Origin of the sequence: Shewanella indica (assembly GCF_033842865.1) — a bacterium.
GTDB classification, from domain to species: Bacteria; Pseudomonadota; Gammaproteobacteria; order Enterobacterales; family Shewanellaceae; genus Shewanella; species Shewanella indica.
Genome location: NZ_JAWXXR010000001.1, coordinates 418,244 through 437,700, shown reverse-complemented (window position 1 = coordinate 437,700; position 19,457 = coordinate 418,244). Strand labels below are relative to the sequence as shown.

Here is a 19,457-nt window from a genome sequence, read left to right as displayed (position 1 = left end):
ATTGTCTGAAACCTGGATCCTGGGGTTAATACTGCTCGCGCTGGTGGCCGGACTCGTCAGTGGTCTGGCATCACCGGCCATGCTGTTTACCATAGCGGCGCTGCTCAGTTACCTCTTGGGTATGCTGGAGCTGGAGTCGCTGCTGGGCAGTTTTACCAACGCCAGTCTGGTGACTCTGGTGCTTCTGGTGCTGGCAACCACGGCACTGGAGAAGACGCCCCTGCTCGGCAGGCTCAGCCAGGTCATAGGCTCAGGCTCCTTGGGACTGACCATGGCCAAGCTGGGGTTTTCCACCGCGCTGCTGTCATCTTTTACCAACAATACCGCAGTGGTGGCCTCGCTGATTGGCGTGGTGCGTCGCAATCAGCAACACGCACCGGCCAAGTTATTGCTGCCCTTATCCTACGCGGCGATTTTGGGCGGCACCCTGACCCTGATTGGCACCTCGACCAACCTGATAGTGAACTCCTTTGTTGAAAATGCCGGGCTGAAACCCCTGGGCTTTTTTGAGTTTTCCTTGATTGGTCTGGCCGTGGTGGTGGCCGGTATTGCGCTTTTGGTATTGCTGTCACACCTGTTGCCCGATGGCGATGAGCAACATGGAGATGAAAGTCTGCCCTATCTGTTGGAAGCCAAGGTGTTGCCCGGCTCAACCCTGGTGGGCCGCAGCGTGCAGGACAACAGACTCAGGGCCCTGAAAAAGCTCTATCTGGCGGAGCTGGAGCGCAGCGGCATTCGCATCTGCCCTGTGCCGCCGCAACTCGTGCTGGCCGCGGGGGATGTGCTGCGCTTCAGCGGCGCGGTGGAGTCGGTGGAGTTGCTGCATCAATTCGATGGTTTGGAGTGGTTCGGCAAGCAGCAGGCCAGGGGCCAGAATCTGGTGGAAGCCGTGCTGGCGCCGTCTTCGGCTTTGGTGGGATCGTCACTCAAGGCCTCGCGATTTCGGGAGCAGTTTGATGCCGCCGTAATGGCGATTCGCCGTGGCCATCATCCACTCAAGGGCGGCTTGGGCGACATAGTGCTGCAGGCCGGAGATGTGTTGCTGTTGACCCCGGGCGATGGCTTTGGCCGTAATCCGCGTCTCAGTACCGACTTTGCCGCCGTCAGCGGCCTGGACCTGAGTGTCAGGCTGGACAGTCGCCGCAGTCAGTGGGTACTGGCGGGCTTTGTGCTCACCATAGCTGCCAGTCTGCTGGGCTGGCTGCCGCTGGCCAAGGGGCTGGTGCTCTTGCTGCTCAGTTATCTGGCGATAGGTGCCGTGACCCTGGGCGAGCTCAAACGGCGGTTCCCGCTGGAGCTGGTGTTGATTGTCGGCAGTGCCCTGAGTCTGGCTAAGCTGATGTTGGATACCGGCTTGGCCAAAGGGATGGCTGATACTCTGCTCGGCGCTTTTTCCGGCTTTGGGGTCTTTGGTGCCTTTGTCGGGGTTTATTTGCTGACCTTGCTGTTGACCGAACTCATTACCAACAACGCGGCGGCGGCCTTGGCTTTTCCCGTGGCCTATGCGATTGCGACCAGCTTCGGGGTCGACAGTCGGCCTTTTATTCTGGCAGTGGTTTTTGGTGCCAGCGCCAGCTTTATTTCGCCCTATGGCTACCAAACCAATCTGATGGTGTTCAACGCCGGTAACTACCGCTTTATTGATTTTGTGCGCTTGGGGCTGCCGCTGTCGCTGCTTTACTCGGCGATAGTTCTGTTTCTGGTGCCCATGCTGTTCCCCTTTGATGCGGGTCTTTAAGGAGTGACGATGAAGAATTCTACCCAGCCCAATGCCGATATCGTTTGGCACCAGCATGCTGTCGATCAGGCGGCAAGGGCAGCCCAGAAGGGCCAACAACCTGTGCTGCTCTGGTTCACCGGGCTGTCTGGCGCCGGCAAGTCGACCCTGGCAGGCGCCCTGGAGCGGGCACTGTTCGAGGCGGGGTTTCATACCTATCTGCTCGATGGCGACAATGTGCGTCATGGTCTTTGCAAAGATCTCGGCTTCAGCGCCGCCGATAGGGATGAAAACCTGCGAAGAGTGGGCGAAGTGGCGCACCTGATGGTGGATGCCGGTTTGCTGGTACTGTCGGCCTTTATCTCGCCGACCCGGGCCGAGCGTGATGCCATTCGCTGTCGGTTTGCCGCGGGACGTTTTATCGAAGTGCATGTTTCCACGCCGCTGGCTGTGTGTGAGGCCCGCGATCCCAAGGGCTTGTATCAGAAGGCGCGTAAGGGGGAGATCCGAGACTTTACCGGGATTTCGGCGCCCTACGAAGAGCCGTTGGCCGCCGAGTTGACCATAGATACCAGCAAGGGCGATCTCAATACCCAGGTGCAGGCATTGCTGGATTACCTCTCTGCCTTGGAAGTGATCCCATCGACGCGATTACAGGCCAGCGCCTGAGGCTCAGTTGATGCCTAGCTAATGCTGAAGTCTTTGGTAAACAAGGCCTTCAGCGCCTTGATATAGGCTTCGTCTTCCCTTGGGCGCACCAAGAGTGCCAGTTCATCGCCCACAGGGGTAAAGCGGTAGTAGCTGAACAACAGGTGGCCTGATTTGGGGGTCAGCTTCAGGTGTTGCTGCTGGATCTGCAGTTGCAGTGGGCTCTTGCTGTCCAATATGCCGGTCTCGAACTCGCCTCTGTGCAGTATGCCGCCATCCACCAGGGTGAGTATGCTTGAGTAGGGCATGCCGAATTGCGACAACCCCAGGTTGACCGCGCTGTGTTTACGAAAATACTGGCCTATGCCGCCGCTGACTCTGTAACCACTGATAAGCTTGAGTCGGCTTTCATTGTTGACCTTGACCGCCATCCCCAGCGCTTTTTCCAGTATGTGTGCCTCTCTCAAGGTCAGCTGTTTCAGGGTTGCCAGGGTACGCAGGCTGAAGTTGCCTGGATTGATGATTTCACTGGAGAGGATCCGAGCCCACAGATCCTGCATCTTGCGATTGTGGATCTGCTCGGCCATTTGGAAGAATTGATGTACCCAGTCGGGATCCAGCTCCACCCCGGTCACGTCGGATGGGGTATAGCTCAGTGCCATGGCATAGATGTTTTCCAGGTTACGTTGGTACTGGGCTTGCTGTTTGTCGATGCGAAAGGCGGCCCGCTCGGCGACGCTGGCATTGGCGGGTTTGTAGTCCTGCTCAGAGGCGAGTCCCAGCAGGCGCCCGAGGCGCAGTGCCTTCTTGCGGGCCGATGCCTGACCTGGCTCTTCGATTTCTCTGGGGAGTTTTTCCTCTGCCATCTTAATTATCTTCTAGCAAAAACTGTGCTTATTTATGCATAGTTTTCAGTTAGTTGTCCAGTAGTTCAGCCGGCTTCCTGTTGTTGGGTTTCTGCAACGAGAGTCTTGTGCCAACTGAGTTCGCGCCCAGGGGCAGGATCTTTGGGCACCAGGCGTGCCAGCAACAGCGAACAGGCGGCGAAACCTGCACCGATATAGAATACTGCCGCAGGTGAACTGAGCCAGAGCACTCCGAGCAATACCGGGATCACCACGGCCGCGATATGATTGATGGTAAAACTGACCGACATGGTGGCGGCAATGTCTTTGGGCTCGGCAATTTTTTGGAAATAGGTCTTGATGGCAATCGCCATGGCAAACAGCAGGTGGTCTATCACATAGAGTGCCGCTGCCATGTGGCCGTCCTCCACCAGGGCATAACTGATAAATAGCAGCACCAGGCCGATATATTCCAGGGTCAGGGCGTGCCTTTCTCCTATGCGGCCGATAAAGCGGCCTATGGCCGGGGCAAACAGCAGGTTGACTACATAGTTGATCAGGAACAGAGCCGTGATCTCACTGACGCTGTAACCGAACTTCTCCACCATCATAAAGCCGGCGAACACCATAAATATTTGCCGTCTGGCTCCCGAGAAAAAAGTCAGCAAGTAATAAAGCCAGTAGCGTTTTCTGAGGATGATTTTCTTGTACTGGACTTCGCCGGTATCGAACCTGGGGAAATAGCAGTAGAGGGTGATCACCATTAAAAGCCCCAAGGCCCCTATAAGGCTGTACATCCAGACATAGTCCAGCTTGAAGACTGTCATCACCAACCAGATGCTGCCATAACCCCCCAGGGCGGCCGCAGCGCGCCATGACATGGCCTTTCCCATAAAACCGGCTGTCTGGGACTTGTCGACCCATTGCAGGGTCAGGGATTGATTGATGGTTTCAAAGTAGTGAAAGCCAACTGACATTAAAACGGTCGTCAGGTAGAGTCCCAATACCTGGGGAAAGAAACCGGTAATGCCCACTCCAATACACAGCAGCGCCAGCGACAACAGAGCGAAGGCCTGTTCTTTAATCAACAGCAGCACAAAAATGGCGCTAAAGGCCAGAAAACCGGGAACTTCCCTGAGGCTTTGCAGCATGCCTATTTCGGCGCCAGTAAATTGTGCTCTTTCAACAACAAAGTTGTTCAACAGGGCCTGCCAGACGGCAAATACCAAGGACATGACAAAGGTCATCCATAGTAGCAAGGCCTGGGGATTGCGGCTTGGTTGCTGCATCTTGTTTAGAAAATGGCTGCAGAGTATCAGCTTATGCTAATGCCTGAACCTAGAGATAACCAGAAAACTTTGTTGAAAAATATTATTCGGCTGTAAAGCTGCTGTAGCGCCAAGGTTCCACTGCTATAACGGCTCCTTGAGGGACGGTTACTCAAAGGGGCTCACAGCGGTTATTTTTTGTGAACTACTCGGTATTTCCGCGGCTTGGATAGCGTTTCGCCCTTCGCCCGTGATCTGTTTCATGTAAATGAGCTAATGGATCACCTAAGATGACATCAGTACTAAGAGATTGAACTATTAGGGGTTAAGGTGAGCAAGACTCTTCTGCTGTATTCCAGCGTGCATGGTCAGACCCGCAAGATCTGTGACGTTATGGCAAAGCAACTTGGCGCTTTGGGGCAGCAAGTGACCATGGCGGCGATAGATGATGCGCCGGATCTGGCCGATTTTGATCGGGTCGCCATTGGAGCCAGTATTCGACACGGCAAACACAATCCCGCCGTGTTCGACTATATCCGTCAACATCAGCAGCAACTGGAAAGCAAGGCCAATGGCTTCTTTTCTGTGAGTCTGGTGGCGCGCAAGCCGGAAAAAAATACTCCTGAAACCAACCCTTACATGCAGGCGTTTCTTGCCAAGACTGAATGGAAGCCCAAGCAGTTGGCCGTATTTGGCGGCAACCTTGACTATCAGGGCTATGGAGCCATGGACAGAAATATCATACGTTTCATCATGTGGATCACCAAGGGACCGACCGATCCCAATACCTGTATTGAATACACTAATTGGGACAAGGTGCAGGAATTTGCCGAGCAATTGGCGGCGCAGGCTCTGATCTCCAGAGCGGGTTAAAGCGAGGCAGAAATGGCTCTGTTGCAACGTCTTTGGCGCTTCTATAGTGCCCATCAACACTTGTTGTTAATGCTCTTGTGTTTGTTTCTGGTGCTGGGTAGCAGCAGTTTGATGATGATCCGCAGCATCAGGGCCGGTGCCGGCTTCTGGGATCTGAGCCATGTTTATCTCGGGTTACTGTGTGTGCCGTTGTCGCTGACGTTTCTTGTGAGTAACTGTACTGCTGGCCGCTGGCGTCAGTATTTCAGCCTGTTTATCGGCGATTGGCGCCAGATAGGTGCCGATATCGGCGGCTTGTTCAAAGGCAAGTTACCGGTTGCCGGTGGCAAGGGGCTGTTCAGCCTGATAGAAGGGCTGGGGATGTTACTGCTGCTCGGTGTTGCCCTGACCGGCCTGCTCTGGTATTTGACCCAAGGCTCCAGTGATGCGCTGCTCTGGCGTGGTTGGCATAAACATTTGGCTCACGGTTTTATCGGATTTTTGATAGTGCACGCCATCTGTGCCCTCAGCCATTTGCTGGACTTCTTCCGTCAGTAGCACGCTGAAAGTAAAAAACTTTGGTAATAAAAATGCCGCTTTTAAGCGGCATTTTTATCTGACTTATTTGCGCAGTGCACGCCTGAGTATCTTGCCGACCGTGCTCTTGGGCAACTGGGCGACAAACTCTATCACCTTTGGCACCTTGTAGGCCGCGAGCTCTGCCCGGCAGTGTGCCTCTATAGCTGCTTGAGCCTGGGTGGCATCGGCCTCGGGTTTGAGTACAATTACCGCCTTGACAGCTTCACCGCTGCGCTCATCTTCAACACCGATAACCGCACATTCAAGTACCAATTCACAGCGGGCCAATACGTTTTCGACTTCATTGGGGTAAACATTGAAGCCGGAGACGATAATCAGATCTTTCTTGCGATCCACTATGCTGTGGAAACCATCTTCGCTCTCAATGGCGATATCCCCAGTCTTGAAGAAGCCATCCTCTGTCATCACAGCCGCAGTTTCATCGGGCTTTTGCCAGTAACCACTCATCACCTGAGGGCCGCGCACCGCCAGCTCACCGGCTTGCCCCGGCGGTAGGGGCTGGTCATTGCCATCGAGAATTTGCACCTGAGTTTCGATAACCGGCTTGCCTATGCTGCCCAGACGTTCCAACCCCGGCGCGTTGAGGGAGATAACCGGTGAAGTCTCACTCAGGCCATAGCCTTCGGATATGGTACAGCCAGTGGTTTGTTGCCAGAGTTTGGCCGCGGCTTCGGTCAGGGCTGTACCGCCGGAAATGGTGATCTTCAGATGAGAGAAGTCCAGTTCACGGAAGGCTTGCTGGTGGCACAGGCCAACAAAAAGGGTGTTGAGCCCGGCAAATCCGGTAAAGGGATATTTGGCCAAGGTCTTGATCAGTGAGGCTATGTCCCTCGGATTAGGAATGAGTACTGTCAGGGCGCCTCGCTCGAAGTAGAGCACCAGATTCACCAAGAAGGCGTAAATATGATAGATGGGCAGCGGGGCGACGAAGATCTCTTCTCCCTGAACCAGGTTGGCGCCGATACGTGATTCACATTGCAGGGCGTTGGCAATCAGGTTTTTGTGGCTGAGCATAGCTCCCTTGGAAAGGCCTGTGGTACCGCCCGTGTATTGCAGCGCCACCAAATCGTCCAGCTTCAGCTTTACTTCGGTGAATTCCAGCTGACGCCCCTGTTCAAGAACTTTGGTAAATTCGAGGTTTTTCAGGCCGGTCTTGGGTTGAATTTGTGGCTCGATAAGATCCAGCGGATGGGTGGATATCACAGTTTCTATCGGGGTGCTGGCAACGACCTTGGCCAGAATCGGCAAGAGATCTGACAGTACCACCAGCGCCTTGGCGCCTGAATCTTTGAACTGATGGATCAATTCCCGTTCGGTATACAAGGGGTTGGTATTTACCAGTACCAGGCCTGCGCGAATAGCGCCATAGGCGGCAATAACGAATTGGCTGATATTGGGCAGTTGAATGGCGATGCGATCGCCGACTTGCAACTGGGTATTGTGCTGCAGGAAAGCGGCAAAGGCGCGTGAATCCCTCTCCAGTTCCCGGAAGCTGATGGCCTTGCCGAGGCAGGCAAAGGCGCTCTTGTTGCCATAACGCTCACAACTGCTGACTATCATATCTGCAAGAGAGTCGTAGCGGGAAAAATCCAACTGAGTCTGGCTATCGTATACCTGATTCTGTATCACTCTTGTCATCACCTTTTCCTTTGGAATTTATTATTGTTATTGGGTTTTGAATACTTATCCAGCCATGATATTAACTTTGGCCCGTGCTTCCCCCGACACTTTCTGCACCTTTTGGAGTGCTTAGTAATGATCAGAGTTCAGGTTAGAGGCAAAGCGCGGTCAAGGCAATGGTGACTGATGAAAAATCCTGTGCAATAAGTGGGTTAATTGACTGTAATTAAGGATAAAAACATGCAGAAACTGCGGATAAAGTTTATTTCCGGTAGCCTGAGGAAAGGTTCGTTCAACACCCGCCTAGCCCTTTATGCCGCAACAGTGGCCGCTGGACTGGGGCTGGAGCCTGAAGTGCTGACACTGAATGCCTTTCCCATGCCTCTGCTCAATCAGGATGAAGAGGCCGAATTTGGCGCTCCCGAAGCTGCCGTGGCACTTAAGGGCAAGCTGTTGCGGAGCGATTGTCTGGTGCTGGTGTGCCCCGAGTATAATGGTTCCATGACTGCGGCATTGAAAAATGCCATCGACTGGCTGTCCCGCCCGGCAACTCAGCCCGCGGGCAATGTATTTGCCGGTAAATGGGTAGCTTTGATGGCGGCAAGCCCGGGAGCTCTCGGGGGGCTCAGAGGCTTGACCCCGGTCCGCGAGCTGATGTTCAACCTGGGAGCGCTGGTATTGCCCGAGCAGTTGGCGCTTGCCAGGGCTCACGAAGCCTTTACCGAAGATGGTTATCTGCTGGGAGATGACCAGCAGAGCAAGGTGAAAAGCATACTGCAGGGGCTGATTGCCCAGCAGAGTAGAGGATAAAAAAGCGGGCGACGAAGCAGGGTGAAACACTTCGCCGCCCTGAGGCAACTCAAGGGGCAAAAAATACCGACTTCTGGCTGACGCTATTATCTGGCGCATCGGCCTCAAGCACTTTAAACAGCAGATTGCTGCGGTTGTTGTCAATTTGCGCCACAGGCACAGTCAGGGTTAGCGGCAATTCATACTGCTCGCCGGCGGCGATATGAACGCGATTGGTCGACAACTTATAGGGCAGGGCGCCGCTGATCTCTATCCGGTAGTGCTTATCCTGCTGGGTTTTATTGCGTATTTTCAGCAGATAGCTGTTTTCTATGCCGTCATCCAGGGTTTCCCGGTACAGGCTCTGGCGGTCGCGGATCACATTGAGCGTGATGGGATCCCGCGAGTAGATATCCAGCCCCATGGTGCAGAGTATGGCCAGCAAGGCGGCACCATAGCCAATAAAGCGTTTGCGTTGCCACAGTGGCGGAGTTTGCCCGGTCAGTGACTCTTCACTGGTATAGGAGATGAGCCCGGGGCGATAGCCAAACTTGCTCATGGTCTGATCGCAGGCATCGACGCAGGCGCCACAGTTGATGCACTCATATTGCAGGCCGTTACGAATATCTATCCCGGTGGGACACACCTCGACGCAGAGATTGCAATCGACACAGTCGCCAAGCTCTGTGGCTTGTTTGCGCTTTCTTGGGCCGCGGCTTTCACCCCGCTGGGCATCATAGGTCACTGTCTTGGTGAAGGAATCGAACATGGCCGATTGGAACCTTGAATAGGGGCAGCAATGCAGGCACATCTGTTCGCGCATCCAACCGGCATTGAGATAGGTACACAGGGCAAAAAAGTACACCCAGGCGCTATCCAAAAAACCGGCGGAGAAGGTAAAAATCTCCGGATACAACTGCTTGGCCGGTACAAAGTAGGCGATAAAGCCACAGCCGGTGAGCAGTGAAATCAATATCCACAGCAGGTGTTTGCCGCCGCGTTTGCTGGCCTTGCTGAGGCTCATGGGCGAAGCGTCCAGCTTGATCCTCTGGTTACGGCTGCCTTCGAGCTTCTCTTCTACCCAGGCGAAGCCGAATGTCCAGGCGGTTTGCGGGCAGAGATAACCACACCAGACCCGGCCCCAAAACAGGGTTACAAAAAACAGTGCAAAGGCGGCGGCGATAAAGAACCAGGCCAACAGGGTAAAATCCTGGGGCCAGAGGCTAGCACCAAAAAAGTAAAACTGTTGATTGGCCAGATCGAACCAGATGGCCTGTCGCCCCTGCCAGTCGATAAAGGGCAGTAACAGAAACAGGGCTATCAACAGGGCGTTGAGGCCGCTGCGCCAACGCTGAAAATAACCGCGTTGGCTACGAAAGTGGATTTTACCGCCTTGGTGGCTGCTCTTTTTATCTTGGGGGGAGGGGATAAAAGTGACCGGAATCGCTTCCGATGACTGTCTTGCCTGTTGAACCATGCTATTTCCTGAATGACGACTTACATACGGCTAGGCAATGGCAAGAGACGTGCCAGTTCAAATACAGGATTAACTTGTTGATTTATATCTAATGTTTATTTAGATGTAGGAAACCCAACTCACGACATAGCGTGAGTTGGCGATATGTCGTGACTTTTTACGCTTTGAATCCCCTGTTATGGCTTTAACTGCCTTGGCGGCAGATCCCCAGCTTTTGCATCCGGGATCTCAAGGTGCTGGGAGGCAGCCCCAGACTGCTGGCCGCGCCCCTTGGGCCGGATATTCGCCAGTGACAGGCATCCAGAGTCGCCTTGATATGAGCCGCCTCCACTTCGGCCAGAGTCTGACCCACGGTCGGCAGCTGTGTATCGCTGGGCAAGGGAGCGAGATGCAGTATCGGCTCGCGGGCAAGGATGGCTTCCCGCTCCAGCAGGTTTTGCAATTCACGCACATTTCCCGGCCATTGATATTGCATCATCCGCCGCAGACTATCGCCATCAACGCCCGCCAGCGGTTTACCCAGTTTCAATGACAGACTCTTGAGCAGCTGTTGCACCAGCTCGGGAATATCTTCCCGCCGCTGTCTCAGTGCCGGGACCTTGAGCGGAAAGACATTGAGTCGGTAGAAGAGATCCATCCGGAACAGACCTTGCTCCACCCGCTGCTGCAGATCGTGGTGAGTGGCGGCGATCAGTCGAATATCCACCTTGATACTGTCGCTGCCGCCGACGCGTTCAAACTCCTGCTCCTGAATGACCCGTAGCAGCTTGGATTGCGCCTCCAGACTGAGCTCGGCCACTTCGTCGAGGAACAGGGTGCCTCTATGGGCCAGTTCGAAGCGCCCCTTGCGCCGCTGACTGGCACCGGTAAAGGCGCCTTTCTCATGGCCGAATAGTTCGCTTTCCAAGAGTCCGGCAGAGAAGGCGGCGCAGTTGACCGAGATCATCGGCTTGTCTTTGCGGCTGCTGAGTCGGTGCAACTGGCGGGCGACCAGCTCTTTGCCGGTACCATTTTCCCCCTGGATCAACACGGTACTGTCGGTATTGGCCACCAGGCGCAGCTGTTTGAGCAGAGTTTGGATCATCGGGCTGTTACCGGCAATCTCCTGGGTGCCCGTCTTGTCTTCCAGCTCGGCCTGCAGCCAGGAGTTTTCCGAGGCCAGCTGTTCCGACAGTGCCTGTACCTGTTCCAGCGCCTGACGCAGCGACAACTCAGTCTGCTTTTGCAGACTGATGTCACGAAATATCGCTACTACGCCCTTGAGCTTACCGTCCTGCCACACTGGGGTGGAACTATAGTGTACGGGAAAGCAGCTGCCGTCCTTGCGCCAGAAGACTTCCGTGGTGATTTCTCTGGCTTTGCCGTCTTTGAGTGTCTGATAGATGGGGCAATCTTCGTGGGGATAGGCGCTGCCATCGGCATGGCTGTGGTGGTGAAAGTCATGGATCTTGCGCCCCAGGAGTTCGGCGGTGCTCCAGCCGGTCATCTTCTCGGCAGCTGGGTTGATAAAGACGGCATTGCCTTTAAGATCAAAACCATAAATGCCTTCACTGACGGCATTGAGCAAGAGGCGGTTTTCGGGTAAAAAGCTGTTTGAGTCAGACAAGAGCGGCTCCTTCGGCACTGAGGACTGCGCCAGTATAGAGCCGCTTACGGGGCTTGTCAGTATAGAGGCACGATATATCGTGCCTTACTGCCTGGCTTGAACATGAGCCAGCACCTTGAGCAGATCATTGACCGTCAGGACGCTGGGCATCACGACTCCCTCGGGCACGGCCGGGCCATGGATGCGGTTATAAGGCACTCCGGCAACGCCCTGGGAGCTGAGATAGTTGGATACCGCCGGGTTGGGCTTACTGAGGTCGCCGCGCATCAATACAATATTCGGCTCGGCCAGCGCTCTGACAATCTGCTCCCGATGGAGCACATTGGCCTTGTTGGCCTGGCAAATCAGGCACCAATCGGCACTCACATCGATGACGACTGTTTTGCCTTCGGCCACCAGAGCCGGGATTGCCTGGCTGTCTAAGGTTTGCCAATGCAGTTCCCGGTAAGCCTCATAATCTTCGCCGCGATACACAAAACTGACCACGGCGGCGACACAAAAAGCCATTCCTCCCAACACCAGGATCACCGCCATGGGGATCTTGGCGCCGCGGCGTTTTTTGATTAACAGCAGCACAATCACTGCTATCAGGCTGAGCAGAGCCAGCATGCTGAGAGTAAGTATCATCCGGGCCTCAATGGGGGTAGGGAGCTATAAGGGCGCCCAGTATAGTCAGCAAGCCTTAAAACTAATTGAAAATTGGCGGCTCGAAAGCGCTGGCTTCATAGAGTATATTGACCAACCTGTTGCGGATGGTACTTGTCTTTTGTGGGCCACAAAACAGGGCTAAATGGTGTGGGTTTCATCGAGGGGAAACAATGAATTGGAGTGACTGGTTGGGACTGGTGGCTATCTCGTGTTTGGGGGCCATGTCACCCGGGCCGAGCCTGGCCATGGTGGTGCGCCACACCTTGGGGGGCGGTCGCAGTCGCGGTATTACCTGCGCCTGGGCACACTCTTTGGGGATAGGTGTTTACGCCTTTATCACTCTGCTGGGTTTGGCTGTGGTGTTGAAACACACCCCTTTGCTGTTTAATGGCATCGCCTTATTGGGGGCGCTTTATCTCGCCTGGCTTGGAATTCAGGCACTGCAATCCAAGGGCGGAATGCAGCAAAAGCTTAGTGCCGGCAAGCCGACGAGCATGCTGACAGCCGCCCGTGACGGTATTGCCATTTCATTGTTTAACCCGAAAATTTTGCTGTTTTTCCTGGCCTTGTTCAGCCAGTTTGTCGCCGCCGCAGACAGCCTGCTGGGGCGAGGCATCATAGTCTTGACCCCCATGCTGGTGGATGGACTCTGGTACACTCTGATAGCCTTCCTGTTGTCTCAGCCCAAGGTGTTACCCAAGCTGAGAGAGAAGGCACAGTTGATTGACCGCCTTAGCGGCCTGGTGCTTATCCTGTTGGCCGGGCGGGTGATCTATTCACTGCTGTGATTGCAATGCCTGCTCGAGATGTTCCCTGAGGGCGATAACCAAAGGACTGAGCTGGCGTCTGTCGGCGCAGAGCATATTGAGTGGTGCTTCTTCACCGCGCCACTCGGGGCAGAGTTGTAGTAGTTGACCATTTTTCAGTTCTTCACTGATATCGAGCCGTGACTTGTAGGCTATGCCTTTGCCGGCCACGGCCCAACGCCGTACCAACTCGCCATCATCGGCGACTCTATCGCCTTTGACCTGCACAGTGATTTGGCCCGACTGTGACTGAAAAAGCCACTTGCTGTGAGTCGCATCGGCCAGCATAAAGCACAGGCAGTTGTGCTTTGCCAGTTCCTCCGGGCTGCCCGGCGCACCGAACCTGGCAATATAGTCGGGCGAGGCGCACAGCACCCTGTCATTTTGGCGACAAAGCGGCAGGGCGATAAGCGCCGAGTCGGCTGGCAGCCCGTAGCGGATCACTAGGTCGACGGGTTGGCGATAGATATCCGTCAGGCGATCGCTTATCTGCACCCTGATACTCACCTGTGGGTGGCGTTCCATAAATTCATCCAATATCGGCAGCAAGCGGTTGCGGCCGAGATCCGATGGCAATGACAACTGTAACTTGCCCTTGAGCAGGCTCCGACCTTGTTGAATCGCCTGAAAGCCATTATCGAGAATATTCAGGGCTTCATTGCAGTGCTGCAGAAAGATTTCGCCTTCCTGAGTCAGACGCAGGCTGCGGGTAGAGCGGACAAAGAGCACAGTGTTGAGTTGGGCCTCAAGGCGCTTGATGGCAGCGCTGGTGGCGGCTGGAGTCAGATCAAGCTGTTGTGCCACCCGCGACAGGTTGCCCTGTCTGGCGGTTTCGCTGAATATTTTCAAGTCCTGCAATGCTCGTATCATGCGCGGTTACCCAGAATAGTCCTGTTGATGACTCTGGTATTTATGCCTGTAATTGGCAGATATTCAAATAAATTTTGAAAGTGTCGCGGAAGAAACAGAGGTTGTGATGCGCTGACGAGACCGAGAAGGGGAAAGCCGGAATGGTGTAATAGTGCGGGGACCAGGCCCCGCAGCTGCAATAAACTGAGCCTAGATCTTGAATTGCTGCACGGCATTATCGGCCGCTTCGGTAGTTTCTTCGTTGTTGACTACTGGAGGGTTGGCAATGTGATCTTCCAGGTTGTCATCCAACATGTCGCGATATTCGGCGGTAAACCACTCCAGGGCATTGGCTTTTTCGGCGCCCAGATCGGCAGACTTGATCGAGGCTTCAAAGGCGTTGAAGCGGGCGGCGGCAAATCTCAGGGCGGTGCCAACCTTGCCGACGTCGCCTTCTTGCTGGGTCAGTTCATTGGCGAGGGCGATAAACTGATCTGCTAACTGGAATATGGTGGTTTGGTTGTTGGCATCTGACATATTATATTCGCTCTTGCTAAGCCAAAGATTGAGGGCCGATTCTAACCTAAAAAGGCGCTATGCCAAGGAAAAATATTGGTGATTGGGATCTGAATCCCCGCGCCTTGGGGCAAAGTTCTTGGCATTTGGGTAAAAAGTGGCTTCAACCGTTGCGGCAGTTGCTGTCACTCAAGTCTGTGTCCGTGGGGTATCTTGGCTTACACTTCAAAAGGTTGGCTTGCAAAATTGACTCGGGTTCCTTCGAATACAGGCCTCAGAGTCTATGCTCGGCGCTTGTATCCCGCAGTCGGCACTCTTAAGCTATGGCCTCTTTTACGCAGAGGATTATCACCATGGCGCTTTCCACTGACTGGCAGGCATTTATTGCCGCCGAACAACAGGTCCCTTATTTTCAGCAACTCAGTGAGTTTGTCGCCGCAGAGCGCGCCGCCGGCAAGGCCATCTTTCCTCCTGAAGACGAGGTGTTCAGTGCCTTTGAACTGACACCGCTGGACAAGGTGAGAGTGGTGCTTATCGGTCAGGATCCTTACCATGGCCCAGGGCAAGCCCATGGCCTGTGTTTCTCGGTCAAACCTGGGGTGAAGGCGCCACCTTCGCTGGTCAATATGTACAAAGAACTGGCGACTGACATCCCAGGATTCACAATCCCGGATCACGGCCATCTTGTAAACTGGGCCAAACAAGGGGTCTTGATGCTCAACACTGTGCTGACAGTGGAACAGGGCAAGGCGCACTCCCATGCCAAAGCGGGCTGGGAAACCTTCACCGACAGGGCGCTGCAGCTGCTCGATCAGCGTGAAGAACCGATTATTTTTGTCCTTTGGGGCAGTCATGCCATTAAGAAAGGCAAACTTATCAGGGCGCCGCAGCACAAGATCTTAAGCGGCCCGCATCCTTCACCTCTTTCTGCCTATCGCGGTTTCTTTGGTTGTGGCCATTTCTCGGCCATCAATCAGCAACTCAAGCAGTGGCAGCAAGTGGAAATAGACTGGCAGGTATAGGACGTATCCCCAGACTCCCTTTTGATTCTGTAAACTTTGAACTGCGCCGCGCAGGCCAGCAGTGCCGGACTATTTCATCAAGGTACGCTAGTGTGCCGACATAAATTATATGCTGCGCCGGAGCGGCGACTGAGGTCTGCACGCTCCTGCCCCATAATGCTCAACCAGCCCCGAATGCATCTATGGGAACATAGGATGAAGCCACAGATCTGCCTTGATAATTCCTGAGCAGCAAGACCATAATTTGATTGTGTTATTGACTGGTTCGAGAAAGGAGCCGGTGCGGATACCCTTGTCTATGTTTGCCAGATAACTATCTGCCTTTTAAGTTATTTCTTCCACGCGCTTGTATAGCGTTTTTAAGTGTTCGCTGTTGCAAATCTTTTAATTGTGATCTCCATCCATTGCCAAAGTGGGTGGATAAAGGTAATTTTCAGCGCTGTATATTTTTGTATATATCGATTGGCGGTGAGGATAACAAGATTGGATAGAAGGAGTGTTATTAAGGGCGGCTTAAGTCTAGGCTTGTTGGCCTTTTTGCCCATGCTGGCCAATGGAACTGAGTTGACCCCAAATGGGCAATTGTCGCTGCCACAGGCTAAAGATATCAAGCGGGTGATCAGTGCCGGCGGGCCGGCTGATCTGCTGTTGCTGGCCTTGAGTCCGGAAAAACTGCTCGGCTACGCCCATCTCAAGCCGGCTTTGTTACAACAGCATGGATTTGCTCCGAGTCTGTGGCAAAAGCCCAGACTGGGCCGTTTGGTGGGCCGCAATGCCAGTCTTTCGTTGGAAAAGCTGATGACTCTGGATGCCGATCTTGTTGTTGACTATGGCAACCTCAGCCAAAACTACCAGTCGATGGCACAAAAGGTGGAACGCATCAGCGGCGTGCCGTTTTTGCTGCTCGATGGCTCACTCGCAGGTACTCCGGCACAGCTGAGAAAATTGGGGCAGGTATTGGGAGTCAACGAGCGAGCCGATTTTGTTGCCAAGCGTACGGCCGAAATACTCAGTGATGCCAGAGAGTTTGGCCGCAGTTTGGGGGAGCCGCTCTCTTTTTACTTCGGCCGCGGGGCGACAGGGCTTGAAACCGGAGTTACAGGTTCCATTCATACCGAAGCCATAGAGCAGCTTGGGCTTAAGAATGTCGCCAAGGCCGGTGACTACCGCGGCTTGGCCAAAGTCTCTTTGGAGCAATTAATGGCCTGGGAGCCTGAGCTAATCATAAGTCAGGATCCCGCCTTTATCCGCCATATTCGTCAAGACCCGGTCTGGGGCACGCTGGCGGCTGTGCGTAATCAGCGGGTCTATTGGTTGCCGAACAAGCCCTTTGGTTGGATTGACTCACCGCCGGGAATAAACCGGTTGCTGGGCATGAGTTATCTTAGACTGCTTTTATCCGGCGCTGATGAGCAGGCCAAGCAAGCATTGGTTAAGGATTTCTACCGCGATTTTTACCACAGTGAGCTGAGTGGAGAGCAGGCTGCCAATCTGCTGCGCTCCGCATGAACGACAGAATTAAATACCCACTGGCGGCCGGGATCTGTCTCGGTATTCTCTGTTTTGCTGCGGCCAGTGGCCAGTATCCGCTTAGCCTGGTGCAGCAGGGCCAAGCGCTATGGCATGCTATCGGCGGCGATGTTGCCGCCCTGGACAGCAAGAGTATCAGTGTCTTTTGGCATTTGCGGCTGCCCAGAATTTTGGCGGCGCTTATGATAGGAGCCGGTCTGGCCGCCAGTGGCGCCGCCTATCAGGGGATGTTCCGTAACCCTCTGGTATCACCTGATATTCTGGGCGTTTCCGCCGGGGCTGGCCTGGGGGCTGTTCTGGGCATCTACCTGGACTTACCGGTTTACAACATCCAGCTGTTTGCCTTTCTCGGCGGTTTGCTGGTGGTGGCTCTGGTTTGTCTGCTGGCGCGGCTCAGTCGTCAGGGCGATCCAGTATTGTCTTTGGTTCTGGTGGGCATAGCTATTGGCGCCTTGTGTGGCGCCGGTATTTCATTGATGAAATTGTTGGCCGATCCCTACAGTCAGTTACCTTCCATTACTTTCTGGCTGATGGGTGGGTTGTCGGATATTACGCTGGCAGACCTGAAGTCCAGCTTGCTGCCCATGTTGCTGGGCTTGGTACCGTTAATGCTGCTGCGCTGGCGTATGAATCTGTTAAGCCTGGCCGACGATGAGGCCAGCAGTCTTGGGCTTAATATAGCGAAAACCCGGCTGATATTTATTTTGGCGGCTACTTTGCTGACTGCGGCGGCGGTATCCATCGCCGGTATCATAGGTTGGCTTGGGCTGGTGGTGCCGCATATAGCCCGCCTGCTGGTGGGCGCCGATTTCAGACGCTTGTTGCCCATGTCCATGCTACTGGGTGCCTTTATGTTGCTGCTGACCGACACTCTGGCGCGCACTCTGGCGCCAATCGAGTTGCCGCTGGGGATTTTAACCGCGTGTATCGGCGCGCCTTTCTTTATGTTTTTACTGTTAAGAGGCGGAGGTCGGGGCCAATGATCGCCAGCATGCAAGGCGTCACAGTGGGCTATGCCGGTAAGCCTTTGCTGGCAAATGTAGAGCTTTGTTTGCCGGAAGCTGAAATCGTCTGTTTGCTCGGCTGTAATGGCAGCGGCAAGACCAGCTTATTGAAAACGCTGCTTGGCTTGCTGCAACCACTGGCCGGTGAGATAAAGATAGCCGGCAGGCAAATTCATCAATGGTCGCAGCGCGAGCTGGCACAGCAGATGGCCTATGTGCCGCAGGCGCAGTTGAGCCGTTTTTCATTTCGGGTGTTGGAAATGGTGCTCATGGGCTGCCAGTCGCGATTGGGGCCGTTTGCCGTGCCCGGCGCCAATGAGCAGAAGCGGGCGTTGGCGGCTTTGAAGCAGTTGGATATAGCTCACTTGGCCGATTGCGCCATGGATCAGATAAGCGGCGGCGAACGACAACTGGTATTGATTGCCAGGGCCCTATTGCAATCGCCAAGACTGCTGGTGATGGATGAACCGGCCGCCAGCCTGGATTTCGGCAATCAAATCAAGTTGCTGGCTCAGGTTAAACGACTCAAGCAGCAGGGAATCGCAGTATTGATGTCGACTCACCATCCACGTCATGCCGAGCTGTTGGCCGATAGCGTGGCCTTGGTGGAACCCGGTCATGGCCTGAGACAAGGCGCAGTGGCCGGGCAGTTGCAAGTATCAGGACTGGCGCAGCTCTATGGCGTCAGTGAATCTGCGATTGCCGAGCACCTTTGAGGTGTTGACGGGAGCGCTAAATTTTAAGCAAGGTGATTTCATGATAATAGAAGAGCTGGACTTTGCCGCCATGTACCGCGAGCACCTGCAAAGGGCTGAACGTAGCCACAAGAGTGCCGAACATTGGGACAAGCGCGCGGAAAAGATGGCCGAAAACTGCGCCAGACCCAAGGACAGTTACTTGGAGGGCTTTTTCAAGCTGATGGACTTGAGTGATTGCGACACGCTTTTGGATATGGGCTGTGGCCCTGGCTCAGTGTGTCTGGGGCTGGCCGACAAGATGCAGGCCGTCTATGGCCTGGATTACAGCAGCGGCATGTTGGAAGTGGCCAAACGCCGCGCCGATGCGGAAGGTTTGAGCAATGTCACTCTGATTAAGAGAGCCTGGGAAGATGATTGGAGTGATATCCCCGTGTGTGATATCGCAGTAGCGTCGCGCTCGACTCTGGTGGGCTGCCTCAAGAGTGCCCTGGAAAAGCTCAATCGTCAGGCCCGCAAAAGGGTTTATACCACACATACAGTCAGCTCAACCTTTATCGACCCCGCCATTATTCAAGCCATAGGTCGTAAGGTGGTGACTCTGCCTAACTATCTGTATGCGGTGAATATTTTGCAGCAGATGGGTATTAAGCCCAAGGTGGACTTCATCGAGTCCAGTGGTTGCATGAACCAGGCTGAGAGTTACGCTCAGTTTGAAGACAACGTTGCCTGGTCGCTGGGGCCGCTGGATGAACCCGAAAAACTGCGGTTGCAAGAGTATTATCAGCGTCATAAGCAACAGGACAAACCGCTGCGAACCGGCGATCGCAGCTGGGCCATGGTCTATTGGGATGCGACTCCCCTGTCCTGAGTCAGAGTCTGATTAGTTATTGCCCGGACTCGCACCGAGCTCCGGGTATTTTTTTAATTATCGATATATAGAGATTTATATATCGATTGGATGT

19 protein-coding genes are annotated in these 19,457 nt (G+C 54.3%); 11 read left to right on the top strand and 8 right to left on the bottom strand.

Annotation, left to right across the window (positions count from 1 at the left end):
• The first annotated feature begins 1 nt into the window (after window position 1).
• Both SIL79_RS02090 and cysC read left to right on the top strand, forming a co-directional pair.
• Window positions 2-1,738 carry an SLC13 family permease gene (locus tag SIL79_RS02090; RefSeq protein ID WP_071475796.1) on the top strand — a complete coding sequence of 579 codons (1,737 nt, stop codon included), beginning with the start codon at window positions 2-4 and terminating at the stop codon, window positions 1,736-1,738.
• A gap of 9 nt (window positions 1,739-1,747) precedes the next feature.
• The gene (gene cysC, locus SIL79_RS02085; protein ID WP_025009979.1) at window positions 1,748-2,386 is read left to right on the top strand and encodes an adenylyl-sulfate kinase; all 639 of its coding nucleotides are present in this window, start codon (window positions 1,748-1,750) and stop codon (window positions 2,384-2,386) included.
• Between the two features lie 14 nt (window positions 2,387-2,400).
• On the opposite strand, the gene SIL79_RS02080 is transcribed toward cysC, so the two are convergent.
• Window positions 2,401-3,231, bottom strand: coding sequence for a TIGR03899 family protein (locus SIL79_RS02080; protein WP_039033117.1), 831 nt, complete (start codon window positions 3,229-3,231; stop codon window positions 2,401-2,403).
• A 65-nt stretch (window positions 3,232-3,296) separates the two neighbouring features.
• Window positions 3,297-4,499 (bottom strand): MFS transporter, encoded by a 1,203-nt coding sequence (locus SIL79_RS02075; protein ID WP_233962677.1) that lies wholly within the window; start codon window positions 4,497-4,499, stop codon window positions 3,297-3,299.
• Between the two features lie 309 nt (window positions 4,500-4,808).
• On the opposite strand from SIL79_RS02075, the gene hemG reads away from it, so the two are divergent.
• Window positions 4,809-5,351, top strand: coding sequence for a menaquinone-dependent protoporphyrinogen IX dehydrogenase (gene hemG / locus SIL79_RS02070; protein ID WP_039033119.1), 543 nt, complete (start codon window positions 4,809-4,811; stop codon window positions 5,349-5,351).
• Between the two features lie 12 nt (window positions 5,352-5,363).
• Complete coding sequence (locus SIL79_RS02065) at window positions 5,364-5,888, top strand: cytochrome b/b6 domain-containing protein (protein ID WP_039033120.1); 525 nt, start codon at window positions 5,364-5,366, stop codon at window positions 5,886-5,888.
• A 63-nt stretch (window positions 5,889-5,951) separates the two neighbouring features.
• Here SIL79_RS02065 and SIL79_RS02060 read toward each other — a convergent pair whose 3' ends face one another.
• Window positions 5,952-7,568 (bottom strand): AMP-binding protein, encoded by a 1,617-nt coding sequence (locus tag SIL79_RS02060; RefSeq protein ID WP_233962678.1) that lies wholly within the window; start codon window positions 7,566-7,568, stop codon window positions 5,952-5,954.
• Window positions 7,569-7,790: 222 nt separating this feature from the next.
• Between SIL79_RS02060 and SIL79_RS02055 the strand changes: the two genes are divergently transcribed.
• Window positions 7,791-8,360: an NADPH-dependent FMN reductase gene (locus SIL79_RS02055; protein ID WP_233962679.1), complete on the top strand. Its 570-nt coding sequence runs from the start codon at window positions 7,791-7,793 to the stop codon at window positions 8,358-8,360.
• 49 nt (window positions 8,361-8,409) lie between these two features.
• Here SIL79_RS02055 and ccoG read toward each other — a convergent pair whose 3' ends face one another.
• From ccoG to SIL79_RS02040, 3 genes are all read right to left on the bottom strand, one after another.
• On the bottom strand, window positions 8,410-9,816 hold the full coding sequence (gene ccoG / locus SIL79_RS02050; RefSeq protein ID WP_233962680.1) for a cytochrome c oxidase accessory protein CcoG: 1,407 nt from the start codon (window positions 9,814-9,816) through the stop codon (window positions 8,410-8,412).
• A gap of 184 nt (window positions 9,817-10,000) precedes the next feature.
• Entirely contained in the window at window positions 10,001-11,422 is a 1,422-nt protein-coding gene (locus tag SIL79_RS02045) for a sigma-54 interaction domain-containing protein (RefSeq protein ID WP_039033124.1), read from the bottom strand.
• A gap of 84 nt (window positions 11,423-11,506) precedes the next feature.
• Window positions 11,507-12,049: a thioredoxin family protein gene (locus SIL79_RS02040; RefSeq protein WP_039033125.1), complete on the bottom strand. Its 543-nt coding sequence runs from the start codon at window positions 12,047-12,049 to the stop codon at window positions 11,507-11,509.
• A 191-nt stretch (window positions 12,050-12,240) separates the two neighbouring features.
• On the opposite strand from SIL79_RS02040, the gene SIL79_RS02035 reads away from it, so the two are divergent.
• The gene (locus tag SIL79_RS02035) at window positions 12,241-12,858 is read left to right on the top strand and encodes a LysE family translocator (protein ID WP_039033127.1); all 618 of its coding nucleotides are present in this window, start codon (window positions 12,241-12,243) and stop codon (window positions 12,856-12,858) included.
• On the opposite strand, the gene SIL79_RS02030 is transcribed toward SIL79_RS02035, so the two are convergent.
• Together SIL79_RS02030 and SIL79_RS02025 are read right to left on the bottom strand one after the other, a co-directional pair.
• Window positions 12,847-13,746 carry a LysR family transcriptional regulator gene (locus SIL79_RS02030; RefSeq protein ID WP_264184785.1) on the bottom strand — a complete coding sequence of 300 codons (900 nt, stop codon included), beginning with the start codon at window positions 13,744-13,746 and terminating at the stop codon, window positions 12,847-12,849. The two genes, SIL79_RS02035 and SIL79_RS02030, sit on opposite strands and share 12 nt — an antisense overlap.
• 189 nt (window positions 13,747-13,935) lie before the next feature.
• A complete protein-coding gene (locus tag SIL79_RS02025) occupies window positions 13,936-14,262 on the bottom strand; it encodes a DUF3144 domain-containing protein (RefSeq protein ID WP_071475804.1) in 327 nt (108 codons plus the stop codon).
• A gap of 332 nt (window positions 14,263-14,594) precedes the next feature.
• On the opposite strand from SIL79_RS02025, the gene ung reads away from it, so the two are divergent.
• From ung to SIL79_RS02000, 5 genes are all read left to right on the top strand, one after another.
• Window positions 14,595-15,263, top strand: a complete 669-nt coding sequence (gene ung, locus SIL79_RS02020) for a uracil-DNA glycosylase (RefSeq protein ID WP_233962681.1) — start codon at window positions 14,595-14,597, stop codon at window positions 15,261-15,263.
• Between the two features lie 483 nt (window positions 15,264-15,746).
• Complete coding sequence (locus SIL79_RS02015; RefSeq protein ID WP_143078353.1) at window positions 15,747-16,772, top strand: ABC transporter substrate-binding protein; 1,026 nt, start codon at window positions 15,747-15,749, stop codon at window positions 16,770-16,772.
• On the top strand, window positions 16,769-17,776 hold the full coding sequence (locus SIL79_RS02010) for a FecCD family ABC transporter permease (RefSeq protein WP_071475806.1): 1,008 nt from the start codon (window positions 16,769-16,771) through the stop codon (window positions 17,774-17,776). The genes SIL79_RS02015 and SIL79_RS02010 overlap by 4 nt, the downstream gene beginning before the upstream one ends.
• Window positions 17,773-18,513 (top strand): ABC transporter ATP-binding protein, encoded by a 741-nt coding sequence (locus tag SIL79_RS02005; protein ID WP_039033131.1) that lies wholly within the window; start codon window positions 17,773-17,775, stop codon window positions 18,511-18,513. The genes SIL79_RS02010 and SIL79_RS02005 overlap by 4 nt, the downstream gene beginning before the upstream one ends.
• Before the next feature lie 40 nt (window positions 18,514-18,553).
• Window positions 18,554-19,363: a class I SAM-dependent methyltransferase gene (locus SIL79_RS02000; RefSeq protein WP_039033132.1), complete on the top strand. Its 810-nt coding sequence runs from the start codon at window positions 18,554-18,556 to the stop codon at window positions 19,361-19,363.
• The last annotated feature ends 94 nt before the right edge of the window (window positions 19,364-19,457 follow it).